The 17697-nt window shown below is 70.9% G+C and carries 17 protein-coding genes; 8 read left to right on the top strand and 9 right to left on the bottom strand.

All coding sequences use genetic code 11. From position 1 onward, the window contains the following. Positions 1 to 60: 60 nt before the first annotated feature. Both OG510_RS30760 and OG510_RS30755 read left to right on the top strand, forming a co-directional pair. Positions 61 to 948: a DMT family transporter gene (locus OG510_RS30760; RefSeq protein ID WP_406141092.1), complete on the top strand. Its 888-nt coding sequence runs from the start codon at positions 61 to 63 to the stop codon at positions 946 to 948. Beyond that, positions 945 to 1508, top strand: coding sequence for an NUDIX domain-containing protein (locus OG510_RS30755; protein WP_406141091.1), 564 nt, complete (start codon positions 945 to 947; stop codon positions 1506 to 1508). The genes OG510_RS30760 and OG510_RS30755 overlap by 4 nt, the downstream gene beginning before the upstream one ends. 122 nt (positions 1509 to 1630) lie before the next feature. On the opposite strand, the gene OG510_RS30750 is transcribed toward OG510_RS30755, so the two are convergent. Beyond that, positions 1631 to 2572 carry an NADP-dependent oxidoreductase gene (locus OG510_RS30750; protein ID WP_406141089.1) on the bottom strand — a complete coding sequence of 314 codons (942 nt, stop codon included), beginning with the start codon at positions 2570 to 2572 and terminating at the stop codon, positions 1631 to 1633. Between the two features lie 333 nt (positions 2573 to 2905). Here OG510_RS30750 and OG510_RS30745 point away from each other — a divergent pair, with 333 nt between their 5' ends. Beyond that, positions 2906 to 3928: a phosphotransferase family protein gene (locus tag OG510_RS30745; RefSeq protein WP_406141087.1), complete on the top strand. Its 1023-nt coding sequence runs from the start codon at positions 2906 to 2908 to the stop codon at positions 3926 to 3928. Between the two features lie 7 nt (positions 3929 to 3935). Beyond that, complete coding sequence (locus OG510_RS30740; protein ID WP_406141085.1) at positions 3936 to 5150, top strand: acyl-CoA dehydrogenase family protein; 1215 nt, start codon at positions 3936 to 3938, stop codon at positions 5148 to 5150. Positions 5151 to 5195: 45 nt separating this feature from the next. On the opposite strand, the gene OG510_RS30735 is transcribed toward OG510_RS30740, so the two are convergent. The 3 genes from OG510_RS30735 to OG510_RS30725 are packed head-to-tail and all read right to left on the bottom strand — an operon-like array spanning position 5196 to position 8261. After that, complete coding sequence (locus tag OG510_RS30735; RefSeq protein ID WP_164264033.1) at positions 5196 to 5792, bottom strand: TetR/AcrR family transcriptional regulator; 597 nt, start codon at positions 5790 to 5792, stop codon at positions 5196 to 5198. A 31-nt stretch (positions 5793 to 5823) separates the two neighbouring features. Continuing rightward, a complete protein-coding gene (locus tag OG510_RS30730) occupies positions 5824 to 7503 on the bottom strand; it encodes a class I adenylate-forming enzyme family protein (protein ID WP_406141084.1) in 1680 nt (559 codons plus the stop codon). Continuing rightward, positions 7500 to 8261: an SDR family oxidoreductase gene (locus tag OG510_RS30725; RefSeq protein WP_406142639.1), complete on the bottom strand. Its 762-nt coding sequence runs from the start codon at positions 8259 to 8261 to the stop codon at positions 7500 to 7502. The genes OG510_RS30730 and OG510_RS30725 overlap by 4 nt, the downstream gene beginning before the upstream one ends. 118 nt (positions 8262 to 8379) lie before the next feature. Between OG510_RS30725 and OG510_RS30720 the strand changes: the two genes are divergently transcribed. Further along, on the top strand, positions 8380 to 9630 hold the full coding sequence (locus tag OG510_RS30720) for an exo-beta-N-acetylmuramidase NamZ domain-containing protein (protein WP_406141083.1): 1251 nt from the start codon (positions 8380 to 8382) through the stop codon (positions 9628 to 9630). A 71-nt stretch (positions 9631 to 9701) separates the two neighbouring features. Here OG510_RS30720 and OG510_RS30715 read toward each other — a convergent pair whose 3' ends face one another. Next, positions 9702 to 12479 carry a penicillin acylase family protein gene (locus OG510_RS30715; protein ID WP_406141082.1) on the bottom strand — a complete coding sequence of 926 codons (2778 nt, stop codon included), beginning with the start codon at positions 12477 to 12479 and terminating at the stop codon, positions 9702 to 9704. Between the two features lie 214 nt (positions 12480 to 12693). On the opposite strand from OG510_RS30715, the gene OG510_RS30710 reads away from it, so the two are divergent. Beyond that, a complete protein-coding gene (locus OG510_RS30710; RefSeq protein ID WP_406141081.1) occupies positions 12694 to 13305 on the top strand; it encodes a hypothetical protein in 612 nt (203 codons plus the stop codon). A gap of 121 nt (positions 13306 to 13426) precedes the next feature. On the opposite strand, the gene soxR is transcribed toward OG510_RS30710, so the two are convergent. Further along, a complete protein-coding gene (soxR, locus tag OG510_RS30705) occupies positions 13427 to 13903 on the bottom strand; it encodes a redox-sensitive transcriptional activator SoxR (protein ID WP_406141079.1) in 477 nt (158 codons plus the stop codon). A gap of 233 nt (positions 13904 to 14136) precedes the next feature. Here soxR and OG510_RS30700 point away from each other — a divergent pair, with 233 nt between their 5' ends. After that, positions 14137 to 14598, top strand: coding sequence for a MaoC family dehydratase (locus OG510_RS30700; RefSeq protein ID WP_164264039.1), 462 nt, complete (start codon positions 14137 to 14139; stop codon positions 14596 to 14598). Between the two features lie 72 nt (positions 14599 to 14670). Here the strand turns inward: OG510_RS30700 and OG510_RS30695 are convergent, their stop codons facing one another. The 3 genes from OG510_RS30695 to OG510_RS30685 form a co-directional block, all read right to left on the bottom strand. Next, complete coding sequence (locus tag OG510_RS30695; protein WP_406141078.1) at positions 14671 to 15294, bottom strand: TetR/AcrR family transcriptional regulator; 624 nt, start codon at positions 15292 to 15294, stop codon at positions 14671 to 14673. A gap of 110 nt (positions 15295 to 15404) precedes the next feature. Next, positions 15405 to 15692, bottom strand: coding sequence for a YiaA/YiaB family inner membrane protein (locus OG510_RS30690; protein WP_164264041.1), 288 nt, complete (start codon positions 15690 to 15692; stop codon positions 15405 to 15407). A 120-nt stretch (positions 15693 to 15812) separates the two neighbouring features. Beyond that, a complete protein-coding gene (locus OG510_RS30685) occupies positions 15813 to 16970 on the bottom strand; it encodes an acyl-CoA dehydrogenase family protein (RefSeq protein WP_406141077.1) in 1158 nt (385 codons plus the stop codon). Between the two features lie 60 nt (positions 16971 to 17030). Here OG510_RS30685 and OG510_RS30680 point away from each other — a divergent pair, with 60 nt between their 5' ends. After that, a complete protein-coding gene (locus tag OG510_RS30680) occupies positions 17031 to 17687 on the top strand; it encodes a TetR/AcrR family transcriptional regulator (RefSeq protein ID WP_406141075.1) in 657 nt (218 codons plus the stop codon). The last annotated feature ends 10 nt before the right edge of the window (positions 17688 to 17697 follow it).

The following is a 17697-nucleotide window of genomic DNA, read 5'->3' as shown; positions in this document are numbered from 1 at the left end:
TTTCCAGGCGCTATCGTCGCCAGGACCCCGCCCCTTCTGGCCGGTCTTGAGGTTGATCACGTGTCGGTACTCGTCCTCGCGCTCTCCGTGGGTGCGGCCTGCTGTCTCGGCTTCGGTTTCGTGCTCCAGCAGAGAGCGGCCCGGCATGCCCCGATGAAGGACTTCCTCTCCTTCAGGCTGCTGCTCGACCTGGTGCGGGTGCCGGTCTGGCTGGGCGGCATCGGGCTGATGGTCTGCGGCATGGTGCTGGGCGCCCTGGCGCTCGGCCAGGGCGAGATCTCCCTGGTCGAGCCACTGCTCGCGACGAATCTGCTCTTCGCCATGGCGCTCTCCCGCCGTATGACGGGGCAGCCGCTGGGGCGGCAGGGCTGGGGCGGTCTCGCGCTGCTGGCCGGCGGGGTCGCGGTCTTCATCCTGGCGGGCCAGCCGAAGGCCGGTGCCGCGTCGGTGGACGAGCTGCGGCACTGGCTGATCATCGGCGTGGTGGCCGGTACGGCGCTGGTCCTGGCGGTCTGCGCCAAACGGACCCGGCTGACCGTGGGCCCCGCGCTCCTCGCGCTCGGCGCGGGTCTGCTGTACGGGCTCCAGGACGCCCTGACCCGGGTCAGCGGGCAGCATCTGGAGCACGGCGGCTGGGCGGGGCTGGTGACGGGCTGGGAGCCGTACGCGGTGATCGCGCTGGGGGTGACCGGCCTGGTCCTGGTGCAGAGCGCCTTCGAGGCCGCGCCGCTGCGCAGTTCGCTGCCCGCGCTCACCGCCGCGCAGCCGCTCGCGGGGATCGCCTGCGGCGTGGGATTCCTCGGCGACCGGCTGCGCACCGACACCGGGGCGCTGGCCTGGGAGTCGGCCGGGCTCGCGGCGATCGTCGTGGGGATCATCCTGCTGGGACGGCATCCGGCGATGCCCCCGGGGTCGGCCAGGGCGCCGCGCGAGAAGATGGCCGCATGACCCCTGAGAACCCCGTGCCCCCTGTGTCCCCGGCGTCCCCGGCGTCCCCGGCGTCCCCGGCCGACGAGATCCTCGATGTGGTCGACGCGTCCGACCAGGTGACCGGGCAGGCGCCACGCGGTGAGGTGTACGCGAAGGGGCTGCTGCACCGCTGTGTCTTCGTGCTCGCGCGCGACGCCGACGACCGGATCTTCGTCCACCGGCGGACCCCGGTGAAGCTGGTCTTCCCCTCGCTGTACGACATGTTCGTCGGCGGGGTGGTCGGGGCGGGCGAGTCCTACGACGCGGCGGCGCTGCGGGAGGCCGAGGAGGAGCTGGGCGTCTCGGGGCTGCCCGCGCCCGTACCGCTCTTCAAGTTCCTCTACGAGGGCCCGGGGCAGGGCTGGTGGTCCTGGGTGTACGAGGTGCGCTGCACGCTTCCGGTGCGTCCGCAGGTGGAGGAGGTCGCCTGGCACGGCTTCCTCACCGACGAGGAGCTGGCGCAGCGGATCGACACCTGGGAGTGGGTCCCGGACGGCCTCGCCGCGTACCGCCGTCTGGGCGCGCTGCGGCCACGGTGACGGCGGTACGGGAGCGGGCGGTACGGCCACGGTGACGGCGGTACGGAAACGGGCGGTACGGGCACAGTGACGGCGGTACGGAAACGGGCGGTACGGGGGCGGGCTGCGGTTCAGGCCGCGCCTCAGGCGGCCGCCGCGTCCCAGTCGACCGTGACGACGATCTTGCCGCGGGTGTGGCCCTCCGTGTTGAGCCGCTGCGCCTCCGCCGCCTGCTCCAGCGGGAGGACCCGGTCCACGTGGACGGAGATCTCCCCCTGGTCGGCCAGTTCACCCAGGACGTGCAGATCGAGGGCGTCGGGCCGTACGAAGACATAGCGGCCGCCGAACTCGGCCACGTCGCCGTCGACGATGGACGCGAGCCGGCCCTCCGGGGCGAGCAGGTTCGCCGAGAGTCTCAGGGTGTCGCCGCCGACCGTGTCGAGGACCGCGTCCACACCGTCCGGGGCCAGCGCACGCACCCGGTCGGCGAGCCCGTCGCCGTAGGCCACCGGTTCCGCGCCCAGCGTGCGCAGATGGTCGTGGTTGTGGGCGCTCGCGGTGCCGATGACACGGGCGCCCGAGTGCAGGGCGAGCTGGACGGCCATCGAGCCGACGCCGCCCGCCGCCGCGTGGACGAGGACGGTGTCGTCGGAGCGGATTTCCAGCGCGCGCAGCGCCTGGTAGGCGGTGAGCCCGGTCAGCGGCAGCCCGGCGGCCTCCTCGAAACTGAGCCCCAGCGGCTTGCGGGCGAGCGTGCGCACCGGGGCCGCCACATACTCGGCGAAGGTGCCGCGCGAGAGGAAGTCCTCCCGTACGTACCCCATCACCTCGTCGCCGACGGCGAACTCGGTCACGGCCGCTCCCGGCTGCACCACGACACCCGAGACGTCCCAGCCCGGTACGACCGGGAAGACGGCGTCGAGCCGCGCGTCGAGGTGCCCCTCGCGGGCGTGCACATCGACCGGGTTGACGGCTGCCGCGCGTACTTTCACCAGTACGGAGTCGGGCCCGACCTTGGGCTCGGGGCGCTCGCCGTACTCCAGGACCTCGGGGCCGCCGTAACGGCTGTAGCTGATCGCCTTCATGCCTACGAGCCTCTGGTCAGGCCCGGACTCGCGCAACCGGACCCCGTGCAAACGAGACAGCCTCTTCGCCCCCATGTCCCCGGTTCCGCTCCCGTTCCTCTCCCGTTGCTCTCCCGTTGCTCTCCGGTTGCTCTCCGGCGGGGGGAACCGGATGCGGCCGGGCGGTGTATCAGAGATGTGACGACCGCGCACCGGCTGCCGGAATCGGGCCGGGGGTGGACGGCATACCGACTGGTCGGCATGATGGGCGCAGACGGTTACCACGAGCATGCCCGCAGACACCGGCGCGACGGTCCACCCGGACGGTCCGCCCCTAGTACACGGAGGTGCGCCATGAGCGCAGTCCACCCACCGGGAATCGACCCCGAGGCACTGCGCGGTCACCTCGACCGGGTGCGGCCCGGCCTGGTGCGCGGACCGCTCAGCGCCCGGCTGATCGAGGGCGGCCGGTCCAATCTGACGTACACCGTCAGCGACGGGACCGGACGGTGGGTCGTGCGCCGGCCCCCGCTCGGCCATGTCCTGGCCACCGCACACGACATGAAGCGCGAGCACCGGGTGATCAGCGCACTGCACCCGACGGGGGTCCCGGTGCCCGCACCGGTGCTCCTCTGCGAGGACGAGTCGGTCATCGGATCGCCGTTCTACGTCATGGAGTTCGTCGAGGGCACCCCCTATCGCACGGCCGCCCAGCTGGCGCCCATCGGCGCCGAGCGGACCAGGGCCGCGGTGCTCGGGCTGGTCGACACACTCGTCGATCTGCATGCCGTCGACCCGGAGGCGGTCGGGCTGGCCGACTTCGGGCGCCCCGACGGCTTCCTCGAACGGCAGCTGCGCCGCTGGGGCAAGCAGCTGGACGCCTCACGCAACCGCGAACTGGCCGGTATCGACGAGCTGCACGCCACGCTCGGCCGTGACCTGCCCCGCTCCCCCGCCCCCACCGTGGTGCACGGCGACTACCGCCTGGACAACGTCCTGCTGGGTGACGACGACAGGATCAACGCGATCCTGGACTGGGAGATGTCGACCCTCGGCGACCCGCTCACCGACCTGGGGCTGCTCGTGATGTACAGCTCCGATCTGGGCCTTCCCGAGTCGCCCGTCTCGACCACGAGCGGTGCGGCGGGCCACCCCTCGCCCGCCGAACTGGTCGAGCGGTACGCGGCCCGCTCGGGCCGGGACACCTCCGCCATCGCCTGGTACACGGCGTTCGCCTGGTTCAAGCTCGCCGTGATCCTCGAAGGAATCCACTACCGCTACACCCTCGGCCAGACCGTCGGCGCCGGTTTCGACCGGATCGGCTCGCTGGTTCCCGTCTTCATCGAGCACGGTCTCACCACCCTCCAGGAAGGCTGAACACCCCATGGACTTCGCATTCGACGCGCGCACCGAAGAGCTGCGCGGCAAGCTCCTCGCCTTCATGGACGAGCATGTCCTGCCCGCCGAGGCCGTCGCCCACGAGCAGCGCGCGCTGCTCGCCTCCCCCTGGGAGACCCCGGCCGTCGTCGACGAGCTGAAGGCTGAGGCGCGCCGCCAGGGTCTGTGGAACCTCTTCCTGCCGGACGCGGAGTACGGTGCGGGGCTGACCAACCTGCAGTACGCGCCGCTGGCCGAAATCACCGGGCGCTCACCGCAGTTGGCACCCACCGCGCTGAACTGCGCGGCCCCCGACACGGGCAATATGGAGGTGCTGTTCCAGTTCGCCACCGAGCAGCAGAAGAAGCAGTGGCTGGAGCCGCTGCTCGCCGGTGAGATCAGGTCGGCCTTCGCCATGACGGAGCCCGAGGTCGCCTCGTCCGACGCGACGAACATCGAGACCCGTATCGCGCGCGACGGCGACGAGTACGTCATCAACGGCCGCAAGTGGTACATCTCCGGGGCGATGAACCCGGACTGCAAGATCTTCATCGTGATGGGGAAGACCGACCCGGACGGCGCGGACGTCCGCCGCCAGCAGTCGATGATCCTGGTCCCGCGCGACACCCCGGGGCTCGAAGTCCGCCGCGCCATGCAGGTGTACGGCTATGAGGACCACTACCACGGCGGTCACGCCGAGGTGGTCCTCGACAACGTCCGGGTGCCCGTGTCGAACCTCGTCGGTGAGGAGGGCGGCGGCTTCGCCATCGCCCAGGCCAGGCTCGGCCCCGGCCGGATCCACCACTGCATGAGGCTGATCGGGATGGCGGAGCGCGCCATCGAGCTGATGTGCAGGCGGGCGGTGTCGCGTACGGCGTTCGGGAAGCAGCTGGCCCAGCAGGGCGTCGTACAGAACTGGATCGCGGACGCCCGGGTCACCGTGGAGCAGCTGCGGCTGCTGGTGCTCAAGACGGCCTGGCTGATGGACACGGTGGGCAACCGCGGCGCGCACACGGAGATCCAGGCCATCAAGATCGCGACACCGCGCGCGGTGATCGACATCATCGACAAGGCGGTGCAGCTGTACGGCGCGGGCGGGGTGAGCCAGGACTTCCCGCTGGCCGAACTCTGGGCGGGGGCACGGACGCTGAGGCTGGCCGACGGGCCGGACGAGGTGCACCAGCGGTCCCTGGCCCGGCGCGAGCTGAAGAAGTACCTGTAGGGGACGGGCGGTTGCCTGGTCACACCGCCGGTGTGACCAGGGCCGCTACGGCCGCAGTGCCCGCAGCAGCAGATCCGCCAGCTGCTCGGCCAGTTCGCGCGGGGTCAGCGGGCCGTCCGGGCGGTACCAGGTGGACAGATGGTGCACCGAGCCGAAGTGGTAGTCGACCACCAGATCCGCCGATGTGGCCGTCGAGAACACCCCGGTGCGCTGTCCCTCCTCCACCAGGGCCCGGAAGCGCTCGTGGTAGCGGCGCCGCTCCAGCCGTACCTGCTTGTTCTTCTCGGGGCTCAGATGGTGCATGGAGCGGAAGAAGATCGACGCGTCGTCCAGGTTGTCGATGGTCGTGACGACGACGTCCGCCGCGGCCTCGCGCAGCCGCTCCTCGACGGGCGCGTCGGCGTCCGCGAACGCGTCGAGCCGCTCCTGCTGGAGCCTCAGCACCCGGGAGTAGACCTCCTGGAGCAGGTCCTCCTTGGAGCCGAAGTAGTGGTAGAGGGCGCCCTTGGTGACCCCCGCCGCTTCGACGATCTCCTGGACGGAGGTCCGGTCGTAGCCGCGCTCGGCGAAGAGCCGGGTGGCGGCGGCCAGCAGCCTCTGCGGGACGGGGACGCCGTTCCCGTCGGTCGTTCTGGCTGCCATCGCCGCCACCTTCCGTCCGTTCATGTGCTCGTCACTGCGGGGAACGCAGTTCCCGCCTCAGGATCTTCCCACTGGTGGTCTTCGGCAGCTCGGGCAGGATCTCGACCTCGCGCGGGTACTTGTACGCCGCGAGCCGCTCCTTGCAGTAGGCGGCCAGCTCCGCCGGTGTCACCGCGGCCCCGGACGGGCCCGCGCCTGACGCCGGGGTCCGCAGGCTCACGTACGCCTTGACCGACTCGCCGCGGTAGGGGTCGGGGACGCCGACCACGGCCGCCTCCCGTACGGCGGGATGGGTGTAGAGGACGTCCTCGACCTCACGCGGCCACACCTTGAAACCGGAGGCGTTGATCATGTCCTTCATCCGGTCCACGACATAGAGCCAGCCGTACCGGTCCATGAAGCCGATGTCCCCGGTGCGCAGTTCCCCGCCGGGGAACGCTTCGGCGGTGGCGTCCGGGCGGTCCCAGTAGCCCGAGACCACCTGCGGCCCGCTCACCACGATCTCGCCCTGCTCCCCGAAGGGCACCTCGGCGCCCGCGGCGTCCAGGATCCGCACCACGGTGTCGGGGCCCGGCACACCCACCGAGAGCGTGCCCGACACCGGGTCGACCGGGGCCTCACGCTCGGGCGGTACGGAGGCACACGGAGCGGTGCACTCGGTGAGCCCGTAGCCGTTGCGGATGTACGGGCCGAAGCGCTCGCGGAAGCCCTCCACCAGTGCGGGCGGCAGCGGCGCGCCGCCCGACGAGATCACCTTGAAGGAGGCGAAGTGGTCCGGGGTGACCGACGGGTCGGCCGCCAGCGCCATGAAGGCGGTGGAGGGGCCGACGGTGTACGCGGGACGGTGCTCGGTGAACGCGTCGAGGACCACTCCGGGGTGGAACCGGTAGGCGAGGACGAGGGTGCCGGCGTTGGCGACACACGCGGCGAGTTCGCAGACCATCCCGGTGATGTGGAAGAGGGGCGCCAGCGCGAAGTACGCCGAGCCCTCCTCGACCGGGTGGCCGGTGCGCTGGCGCTCGGCGTTCACCATGATGTTGGCGTGCGCGTTCATCGCGCCCTTGGGGGTCCCGCTGGTGCCCGACGTGTAGCTGATCAGCGCCACATCGGTGGCGCGCGGGTCGCGGTCCGCGGGGGCCGGGAGTCCCAGCCGGGCGACCGCGATCAGATCGTCGGTGTCGGCCGGGCACGGCAGCCGCTCGAAGCCGAGGACCCGTGCGTCGTCGCGGCTCTGCAGATCACGTTCGCAGGCGGTGAGCGCGAACCGCAGCCCGGAGCCGGCCGCGGTCTCCCGCAGATACGACTCCCAGGCCCGGTCGGAGCAGACCAGCGCCGTGACGCCCGCGTCCCGCAGCGCGTGGCCGACCTCCGCCGACTTGTACATCGGGTTGAGCGGTACGACCGTGGCGCCGGCCTTCCAGGCGCCGAGCAGCGCCAGCACGAAGTGCGGCGAGTTCTGCAGCATGACCGCGACCCGGTCGCCGCGGCCCACGCCCCTGGCGGCGAGATGACCGGCGACCGAGTCGGAGAGTGTGTCGGTCTCGCGGTAGGTCAGCCGCCCGTCGAAGTAGGCGAGGGCGGGGTGTTCCGGTGCGCGGGCCACGGCGTCGCGGAAGGCGTGCACCACGCTCGTCTGCGGGTGCACCGGGCGGCGCTGGGCCTCACTGAGCAGCCCGAGCCACGGTTTCGCCGCGTAGACCGAGGTGCTCACCGCCCGGCCTCCCACTTCTGCTGGAGGTGGTTCATCCCGCCGATCCACCGGTCGGGCTCGGTGGCCCTCGCCCGGTAGTAATCGGCGACCTCCGGGTGCGGCAGCACCAGGAACCGCTCTTCGGCGATGGCGGCGAAGAGCGCGTCGGCGACGTCGTCCGGCTCGATCGCCGTCGGCGCGAGCACCAGTTCGCCCGCGGACCCCGCCGATGTGAGCATGTCGGTCCTGACGCCCTGCGGGCAGATCGCGTGGACCTTCAGACCGCGGTGGCGGTAGGTGAGCGAGAGCCACTCGGCGAAGGCCAGCGCGCCGTGCTTGGTGACGCTGTACGGGGCCGCGCCGATCATGGTGAGCAGCCCGGCTGCCGACACGGTGGAGACGAACCGGCCGTCGCCGCGCTCCAGCCAGTCGGGCAGCAGCGCACGGGCCGCGCGGACATGGGCCATCACATTGACGTCCCAGGCTGAGGCCCAGACTGCCTCGTCGGCGAAGGGGTCGCCCGGTGAGCCGAGACCGGCGTTCGCACAGTAGACGTCGACCCGGCCGTCCAGCGCCTCACGGGCGGCGTCCACGATCGCCGAGGCGTCGCCCGGCAGCGCGGTCGCACCGATCTCGGCGGCCACCGCCTCCGCCTTCGCGCCGTCCAGATCGTTGACCACGACACGGGCGCCCTCCGCGGCGAACCTCCGCGCCAGCGCCGCGCCGATACCGCCGCCCGCCCCTGTGACCACTACACCCGCGCCGTCGACCGTACCCATCAGGACCTGCCTCTCCATTGAATGCACCAGCAGACTAACCAGTCGGTATGTGGCAGGGGAAGGGGTGAGGGTTAGCCTGCGTGGCCATGACAGTCGGCGAGATCATGGAGGTAGCCCGATGAACCTTTCCAGGCGGGGACTGCTGGCCGCGAGCGGCGCCATGGGTGCGCTGGGGGCGGTGGGCGCCGCGGCGGTGCCGGCCGCCGCGCACGGGCCGCGCGCCCGGGTGCGGACCGGATTCGACCGGCTGGCAGCCGACGGCTACGGCCTGCTCCACGGGGACCGCGTCGGCATCGTCACCAACCCGACCGGGGTCACCCAGGACGTCCGGCACATCGTCGATGTCATGCACGCCGACAAGAACGTGAACCTCACCGCCGTCTTCGGCCCCGAGCACGGCTTCCGCGGCACGGCGCAGGCCGGCGGTTCGGAGGGCCGGTACGACGATCCGGCGACCGGGCTCCCGGTCTACGACACGTACACCAAGAGCGGGCAGCCCCTCGCGGACATCTTCACCGCGTCCGGTGTGGACACGGTGGTCTTCGACATCCAGGACGCGGGCGCCCGCTTCTACACGTACATCTGGACGCTGTACGACTGCATGGAGGCGGCGGCCATGGCGGGGCTGCGCTTCGTGGTGCTCGACCGGCCGAACCCGGTGACCGGGCAGGCCGCGCTCGGCCCGGTGCTGCACAAGGAGTTCGCGACGTTCGTCGGACGGCAGCCGATCGCGCAGGCGCACGGGATGACGGTCACGGAGCTCGCCCGGCTCTTCAACGGCGAATTCCTGCCGCAGCGGGTCGAGTTGGAGACGGTCCTGATGTCCGGCTGGCGGCGCGGCGACTTCTTCGACGCGACGGGGCTGCCGTGGGTGCCGCCGAGCCCGAACATGCCGACGCCCGACACCGCCCTGGTCTACTCGGGTACCTGTCTGTTCGAGGGGACCAACCTCTCCGAGGGGCGGGGCACCACCAGGCCGTTCGAGCTGCTGGGGGCCGAGGGCATCGACCGGCGGTGGGCCGAGGCCGCCAACGCGCTGGAGCTGCCGGGTGTCGCCTTCCGCGAGGCGTACTTCGCGCCGACGTTCTCCAAGTTCGAGGGGAAGACCGCGGGCGGGGTGCAGCTCCATGTCCAGGACCGTGCGGCGTTCGACCCGGTACGGACCGCGATCGGTCTGCTGGTGACGGCGAAGAAGGTCTGGTCCGGCTTCGCCTGGCGTTCGGACGACTGGATCGACAAACTGACCGGTTCCGCACAGGTCCGTACGGCGATCGACAAGGGCGCGGACACCGATGACGTGGTGGCGGCCTGGCAGGGGGAACTCGCCGCCTTCCGGTCCGTCCGCGAGCGCTATCTGACGTACCGCTGAGCCAGGGGCGAACACCGCGGGCCGGAACGGAGTCACCCGTTCCGGCCCGCGGCCCTTATCCCCTGACCCGGCTAGCGGTGCGAGGGGAACTCCACGACCTGCTGGTACGTGGGCCGGTTCTGCCACTGGATGGGCCAGAACTGCAGCCCGCCCAGCGGACGGTGGATGATCGCGTCCGAGCACCACTGGTCACCGGCGGCGCAGCTGTCGTCGCCGGGGTAGACCTGCGCCGGGGTCTTGGCGGCGGCCTGGCCCAGGGTGGTGAGCAGCGCGTCACGGCAGGCGCTCAGGTCGCCCCCGCCGCAGTACGTCTTGCCCAGCTTGCCCTGCACCGGGCGCCCCAGGACCGTACGGATGTCCTTGTCGACATAGCTCCACCAGCCGTACTGGAAGGCGGATCCGGCGTGCGCCCCGGTGGGTCCGTGGCCCGCCGACGGTGACTCGTCGATGGTGAGGTTGGCGGTGAGCGCCGAGTAGAGGTCGTCACCGAGCCCCGGCTTGAACTCGGCCTCCACCAGGAGTGGCCACCAGGCGTCCATGATCCGCACGGCGTCCGGGTGACTGTAGACGTGCGAGCTCTGGGCGTTCTCCTTGCGCTGGGCGCCGTCGGACACCCATGCCTCCAGCTGCTCGACCGCCTTGGCCTCGGCCGGGTCGGTGACCGGCTTGCTCCGTACGACGTCGAGCAGTTCGGGCAGGACGTCCTCGCCGCGCAGATCGGTGACGGCCGCCTCGGCCATGGCGCGGGTCAGCGCGGCACGGGTGACGCCGCCCTTGGCGACGAGTTTCGCCACCCGGTCGCCGAGCAGGTCGACCCGGTGCACCGAGCCGTTGCCGAACCCGGCCGACGCGTAGTCCTTGGCCTGTTTGTTGTTCCAGGAGACGTAGTAGTCCTGGCCGACGGACTGCGGATGCTGGGTGGCCGGGGTCACGTCGGTGGTGTGGTGGTCGGGGTCGAAGCCCTTCCACTCGTAGGCCGGTTCGGCCTTGACGGGCAGCGAGGCGTCCACCCCGGCCGCGCGGACCGGGTTCATACCGCTGTTGAAGTAGGCGGCCTGGCGGGAGTCGGCGTAGAACCAGTTGAAGGTGTAGCCGATGTGCGAGGCGGCCTGCTGGAAGGTCTTGGCGTCCTTCACGTACCCCGGGTCGTTCATCATCTCGAAGCCCACTATCGAGTCGGCCTCATGCCCGTAGGTGCTGCGCAGCGAGGTGTAGGCGACGGGTTTCCCGTCGACGGTCGCCCGGTGGGTCACGATGCCGTACTTGGTCCGGTAGACCTGCATCCGGTAGGAGCCGGCCGCCGTGGAGTCGGCGACGGTGGGTTTCCAGGAGTTGGTCCGCTCCATCTTCTCCATCGGGGTGCACACGCCCCGGAAGAGATAGTGGGTGTCGTCCTGGCAGAGTTCCACCGCGTAGGTGTCGGTGATGTCCTGGCCCGCCGATGTGGCGCTCCAGGCGTAGTCCTGGCCGCGGCCCAGCTGGATGTACATGCCGACGCCGGCGAAGGAGACACCGCGGGCGCTGATGCCCGGCCCCTGGAGTTCCTGGAGCATCAGCAGCTGGGGCAGGAAGTACCCGGTCTGCGGGCCGAACACGGCGACGGGGTTTCCGCTCGCGGTGTGCTGCCCGGACACGACGAGGGCGTTGGACATGCCCTTCTTGCTGCTGAACAGGTCGGCCGGGAGCACGCCGTTGTCGTACATGCCCTGGACGGGCTTGAGTTTCTTCGACGCCTTGACCGGGGTCTTCGCCGCGGTCTTGGCCCCGCCGGTCCGGTCGTACACCAGCGGTTCGGCCTTCACCGAGCCCGGATCGGGCATCGCGGTGCCCTTCGGGTCGGCCGGTTTGTCCGCGTAGGGGAAGCTGGTGCCGTCGTGGACAGTGAGGGTGGCCTCCGGGTCGTTGCGCTCCCGGAAGGACTCCCAGACCTTGCTGCCCTCGGTGACGCCGTACTTCTGCTGGGCCGAGAGCAGCGAGAGCGCGGCCTGCACCTCGCCGCCACCGCCGCCGCCGAAGAGGCCGCCGACGACCGAGGCGAGCGCGATCATGTCGGTGATCTTGAACGGCTCGATCTCACCGGCGTTGGTGATCGCGTTGATCTTCCCGGTGAGCACGTACTCGCCGGGGAAGTAGCGCCCGTCCTTCGACTTCTGCCGGTAGGCGTTGATGCCGTCGACGTACGCCTGGGCGTCCGCCATGGCCTGCTTGCCGCGTGCGCCCTGGGCGGCGATCCGGTCGGCCTGGTCCTGGAGGTCCTGCTCGGTGTACGGGGCCTGCGGCCAGAACTCCTGCTCCAGGCCCTGGTTGGCGAGTGCGCCGCCGGCGAAGGAGGTGAGCTCACCGCGGCCGATGTGCCGGAAGAGGTCCATCAGCCAGAGCCGGTCCTGGCCCGCAGCGAATCCGGCGCCGAACTCGGTTCCGTAGCGTGTCGTGCCCTTGATGTGGGGGACGCCGGTCTTCTTGTCCCGCGTGATGCTGACGTCGTCGCGCGGCTTGGTCACCGAGGCGACCTGGTCGTCGGGGACACCGAACGACGAGTCGTTGAAGAAGTTGTTCAGCGTGGAGTCGGTGAGCGTGGGGGCCCCTGCGGGCAGCGCGTCGTACGGTCCGAGCTGGTCGGCGCTGTGCTCGGGACGGGTGCCCAGTGCACGGTGGGCGAGGATCTGGGCGAGGGTGGCGTTGCCGTTCTCACCCGGCGGCATGATGTCGTTGCACTGGCTCTCGCAGTAGTCGGTGACGGGATCCGAGGCCGCGGCGGTCGCCTGCGGCAGCGGTGTCATCAGGCCGGCGCCGAGTGCGAACACGGCTATGGCGATGGCAGTTCTGAGCTTTCCGGTGCGTCGTCGCATGAATGCTCCTGAGGGGGAAGCCGATGAGACGGACGTTACTGGCGAGGTGACCCGTCAGTAAGGTGAACATGCGTCACCTTTTCCGAATCACCACACAGGTGCGGGAGCGGTCGCATCGGTGATGGCAGCCATCGGGAATTCGATGGAGCCGAATCGGGTAGCCGTACGTCCATTCACTGACGCAGGAGTATTCAGCGACGGAGGTGGCAGCGCGATGGCCGGTTTCCGGAGTCTCGCGAGACAGGTGCGCGATCCCCACCACGACCTTGCCCTGCGGCGGTATTCGCTGCGCAAGTGTCTGGAGAGGTTTGCCCCGTACGGACACAGGGCGACCTGGGATCATCTGTGTGCCAGGCATCACATCGGGCCCGAGGACCGGGCCCCCGATCCGGCGCGGCTGGTGGCCGCGCTCGACGAACTGGAAGAGGCGCGGACCGTCTGGCTCGCCTACGAGGCGGAGTTCGCCGAGCGGCGCAAGCGCGAGAAGCACGACGGGATACGGCGTCCCGGCGCCTTCGACGACTGGCACCGGCGCACCTGGGGCGGCTGCGGTGTGGCCTGGTGCGGGGACCCCGCGGTCCACCCGAACCGGCCCCTGGCGGAGGTTCTGCGGCGGCTGATTTCCGCCCTCAGGGCCGATCCGGCCGGCGCCTGCCCGGTGTGCACGGAGAAGACGATCACCTGGACCTCGCGGGGCGGCCGTGAGCCGTGGTCGGGGCCGGTGTGCAGCCGCTGCGGGATCCTCGTACCGCAGCCCGTCCTCACCGCCGGCGCGCTGGCCCGCGCGCGCGGCGCCCATCACTCACCACTGGCTTCGGCTGCCTGAGAATCCCGCTACGACGGCTACGACGGCTACGACGGCTACGACGGCTACGACGGCTACAACGACGACGGCTACGACGGTCGGCGGCAACAGCGGCCCCGGCGACCGGAGTGCGGCGCCGCCGTCAGCCGGTCCCGTCCTCCGGAGCCGGGCCGGGGAGCAGCCTCGAACCGGTCATCCGGTCACCGAACACGTCGTCCGGGTTGGACAGGACGCAGTTCTCCAGCGACAGACAGCCGCAGCCGATGCAGTCGGTGAGGTGGTCGCGCAGGGCGCCGAGCTGGGCGATGCGCCGGTCGAGCTCGGAGCGCCAGGCGGCGGAGAGGCGCGCCCAGTCCTCGCGGTTGGGTGTGCGCTCGTCGGGCAGTTCGGCCAGCGCGTCCCGGATCGTGGCGAGCGGGATGCCGACCCGCTGCGCCGCGCGGACGAAGGCGACGCGGCGCAGCGCGTCCCTGGTGTAGCGGCGCTGGTTGCCGCTCGTCCTGCGGCTGGTGATCAGCCCCTTGCTCTCGTAGAAGTGCAGGGCGGAGACGGCCGCGCCACTCCGTGCGGAGAGCTGGCCGACCGTGAGCTCATGGATCTTCTCTGGAATGTGCGGCACTCCGCGAAGCCTACTGCCCCGCCCGCCCGCCGCCCCGGCTGCCGTCCCGGCCCCTGTCAACCGGCCCGTCCCTGTCAACGACCGGCTGTGCGGCCGGTCGTTGACAGGGACGGGCCGGTTGACGATGCTGAGCGAGAAAGCTGAGCAAGCGCTTGGACACTGCGCTTGGGCACCGCACTGGGCCGCCGGAGCGCCGCCGGCCGCCGGGACCGTTGGGAAAGGCAGGATCACGCATGGCAGAGCCGAGGATCTTCACATCCGCCGATGAGCTGCGCGCCGGGATCGGTGAGCAGCTGGGGCCGAGCGACTGGCTGGAGATCGACCAGAAGCGGATCGATCTCTTCGCGGACGCCACGGGTGACCACCAGTGGATCCATGTCGACCCGGCCAAGGCCGCCGACGGCCCGTTCGGCACGACCATCGCGCACGGCTATCTGACCCTGTCGCTGCTGCCCACGCTCGTCCCGCAGATCATGCGGGTCGAGGGGATGAAGATGGGCATCAACTACGGCACCAACAAGGTGCGCTTCCCCGCGACGGTGCCGGTCGGCTCACGGCTGCGGGCCACGGCCGTCCTGACGGACGTGTCCGAGGCGGGCGGGGGCGTGCAGGTGACGGCCGCCGTCACGGTGGAGCGCGAGGGCGGCGACAAGCCGGTGTGCGTGGCGGAGTCGGTCTCCCGCTACTACTTCTGAACTGCTGCTGAGCGGGTACGACTGATCGGCCCGTACTTCCGAGCCGGCTCCGGGCTCCGGCTCCGGGTCCCGCTACGTCCGGGCGGAGACCATCCGCAGGACGAGGTCGGCGTAGAACACGCCGACCTCGTCGGGCGTGCGGCGGCCCTCCACGTTGAACCAGCGCGCCACGTCGATGCAGAGCGACAGCACGGCCAGCGCGGTCCCGGCGACGTACGGGACGTCGAACTCCCCCGTCTGCACACCGTCGTCGATGATGCGCCGCACGGCGTCGTCGCTGCGCCTGCGGAGTTCCACGATCTCGGTACGGTGATCGTCGCCGAGCGCGTCGAGTTCGTACTGGACGACCCGCGCCGTCGTGTGGTGCCCGGCGTGCCAGCGGACGAAGGAGCGGACGGCCGCCGCGAGCCGTTCCGCCGCGGTGCCCGGGCCGTCCGCCGCCGTCTCCAGGATCTCCAGCGCCTTCTCGTGGCCGATCCGGCTGATCCGGTGGAGCAGCTCTTCCTTGGTCTTGTAGTGGATGTAGAGCGCGGCCGGGCTCATCCCGGCGCGGCCGGCGATGTCGCGGGTGGTCGTCGCGTGGTAGCCGCGTTCGGCGAAAGCCTCGACCGCGGCGACGAGCAGCCGCCTGGCGGCCTCGGGGCCGACCTCCGCCCACGGCTCCTCGCCGCCCGCCGTCTCCTCAGCCGTGCCCATCGCTCGCCCCTTCCGCCCATGACGCAGCGCCGCCGCTGCAGGACGCACACCATACCCCGAAGGTGAGCAAGCGCTTAGGACCCCTCGGGGCACTGGCGGAGGCGTGGCCGTCAGAGCTTCTGGAACGGGTCGTGCTCGGCGAGGAGCTTCTCCAGCCGGGCCTGGTCGACCCGGGTCACGATCTGGCCGGCCTCCTGGCGGTCCCTGATGACCTTGGCGAGGGTGAAGGCGGATGTCGTGAGGTAGAGGAGCCCGAGACCGAGGAAGGCACGCACCCAGACGTCGACGTCCAGGTTGAGGATGCCCAGGGCCATGGCCGCCAGGGCGACCGCGAAGGACGCGACGGCCTGGCCGTAGTACGCGGCGGTGTTCTGCTGTCTGACCGGTGTGTCACTCATGGGGACAGCATCGTGCGGATGTGGCACCCGCCACATCCGCACGGCTACTCAGCGCGGGTACTCACCCGGCGCGGCCCGGAAGACGGCTCAGAGGCGGATCGGAGTCGGCTCAAAGGCGGCTCAGAAGGCGGAGACCCCGGTGAGCGCACGGCCGATGACCAGCTTCTGGATCTGGCTGGTGCCCTCGTACAGCGTCATGACCCGGGCGTCGCGCAGCAGCTTCCCCGCCGGGTACTCGTCGATGTACCCGTAGCCGCCGAAGACCTGGAGGGCGTTGTTCGCGGCCCGTACGGCGGCCTCCGAAGCGAACAGCTTCGCCTTGGAGGACTCGGTGGCGAAGGGCTCGCCGCGGTCGATCAGATCGGCGACCCGCCAGGTGAGCAGCCGGGCGGCGTCCACGTCCACCGAGATGTCGGTGATCAGTTCCTGGATGAGCTGGTGGTGGGCGATCGTCCGGCCGAACTGCTCGCGTTCGGTGGCGTACTTCACCGCGCAGTCGAGCGCGGCCTGCGCGATGCCCACACAGCCGGCGGCGACCGACATCCGGCCCTTGGCCAGCGCCGACATGGCGACCGAGAAGCCCTTGCCCTCGGGTGCCAGCATCGCCGACGCCGGGACCCGTACATCGTCGAGGACCAGCTCGGCCGTCGCCTGGCCGCGCAGCCCGAGCTTGCCGTGGACGGTGCGGCGGCTGAGGCCGGGGGTGTCGGTGGGGACCAGGAACGCCGAGATGCCCCGGTGGCCCGGGGCGTCGGTGGAGCGGGCGAAGAGCAGCACCACATCGGCCCAGGTGCCGTTGGTGATGAACATCTTGGAGCCGTTGATGACGTAGTCGCCGGAGCCGGTGTCCCGGACCGCCCTCGTCGTGAGGTTGCCCGCGTCGGAGCCGGTGCCCGGCTCGGTGAGGCCGAAGCAGCCGATCAGCTCGCCGGATGTGAGGCCGGGCAGCCAGCGCCGCTTCTGCTCCTCGTCGCCCCAGTGCGCGATGGTCTTGGCCACCAGACCCAGCGAGACCGAGACGATGCCGCGCACCGACGAGTCACCGCGGCCCAGCTCCTCGGTGACCAGGCAGTACGAGAGGTGGTCGCCGCCGGAGCCGCCGTACTCCTCGGGCACGGTCAGCCCGAGGAAGCCCAGCGCGCCGAGCTTGCCCACCACGGAGCGGTCGACGCTCTCGGCGCGGTCCCACTCCACGACGTGCGGCGTGATCTCCCGGGCGACGAAGTCCTCGGCGAGCCGCCGTACCGCGGACTGCTCCTCACTGAGCTCCAGGTTCATCGGGCACCTCATTTAAATTAGCGCTGCTAGTTTCTCGGTGGCAGCCCTACTATGTGCGCCATGGCCCGCCCACGCAAGCCCCTCCTCAGCAGGGAGCGCATCGTCACCGCCGCGAGCGCGCTCGTGGACTCCGAGGGGCTCGCCGCCGTCTCCACCCGGCGGCTCGCGGCCGAGCTGGGGGTCAGCGGGCCCTCGCTCTACAACCACTTCGCCACCAAGGACGAGATCCTGGAAGCGGTCGCCGACGCCGTCTCCGCGCAGGTCGATCTGTCGATGTTCGACGAGAGCGACGAACGCGACTGGCGCACCGCGCTGCACGACTGGGCCGTCTCCTACCGGGCGGCGCTCAGCGACCACCCCAACATCGTCCCGGTGCTGGCCGGCGGCCCCGGACGGCGCCCGGCGGGGCTGCGGGTGGCCGACGCGGTCTTCGGCGCGATGGTCCGCGCGGGGTGGCCGCCCGCCCAGGCGACGTACATCGGGGCGCTGATGCGGTACTTCGTGACCGGCTCGGCGCTCGGCTCGTTCGCACGCGGATTCGTCGACGACGAGACGGCCTACGACCCCGCCGACTATCCGCACCTCGGCCAGGCGCATCTGCTCGCCGAGCACCGGCAGAAGGTCGACAACGGCGCCTTCGAGACCGGGCTCAGGGCGCTGGTGGACGGTCTGGCCCTGCAGTTCACCGCCGTCAGGCCGGTACGGGACAAGGGCTGACGCGTACGGC

The organism is Streptomyces sp. NBC_01089, assembly GCF_045162975.1.
GTDB lineage: Bacteria > Actinomycetota > Actinomycetes > Streptomycetales > Streptomycetaceae > Streptomyces.
The sequence above is the reverse complement of the archived record's forward strand: the minus strand, read 5'-3'. Positions and strand labels throughout refer to the sequence as shown.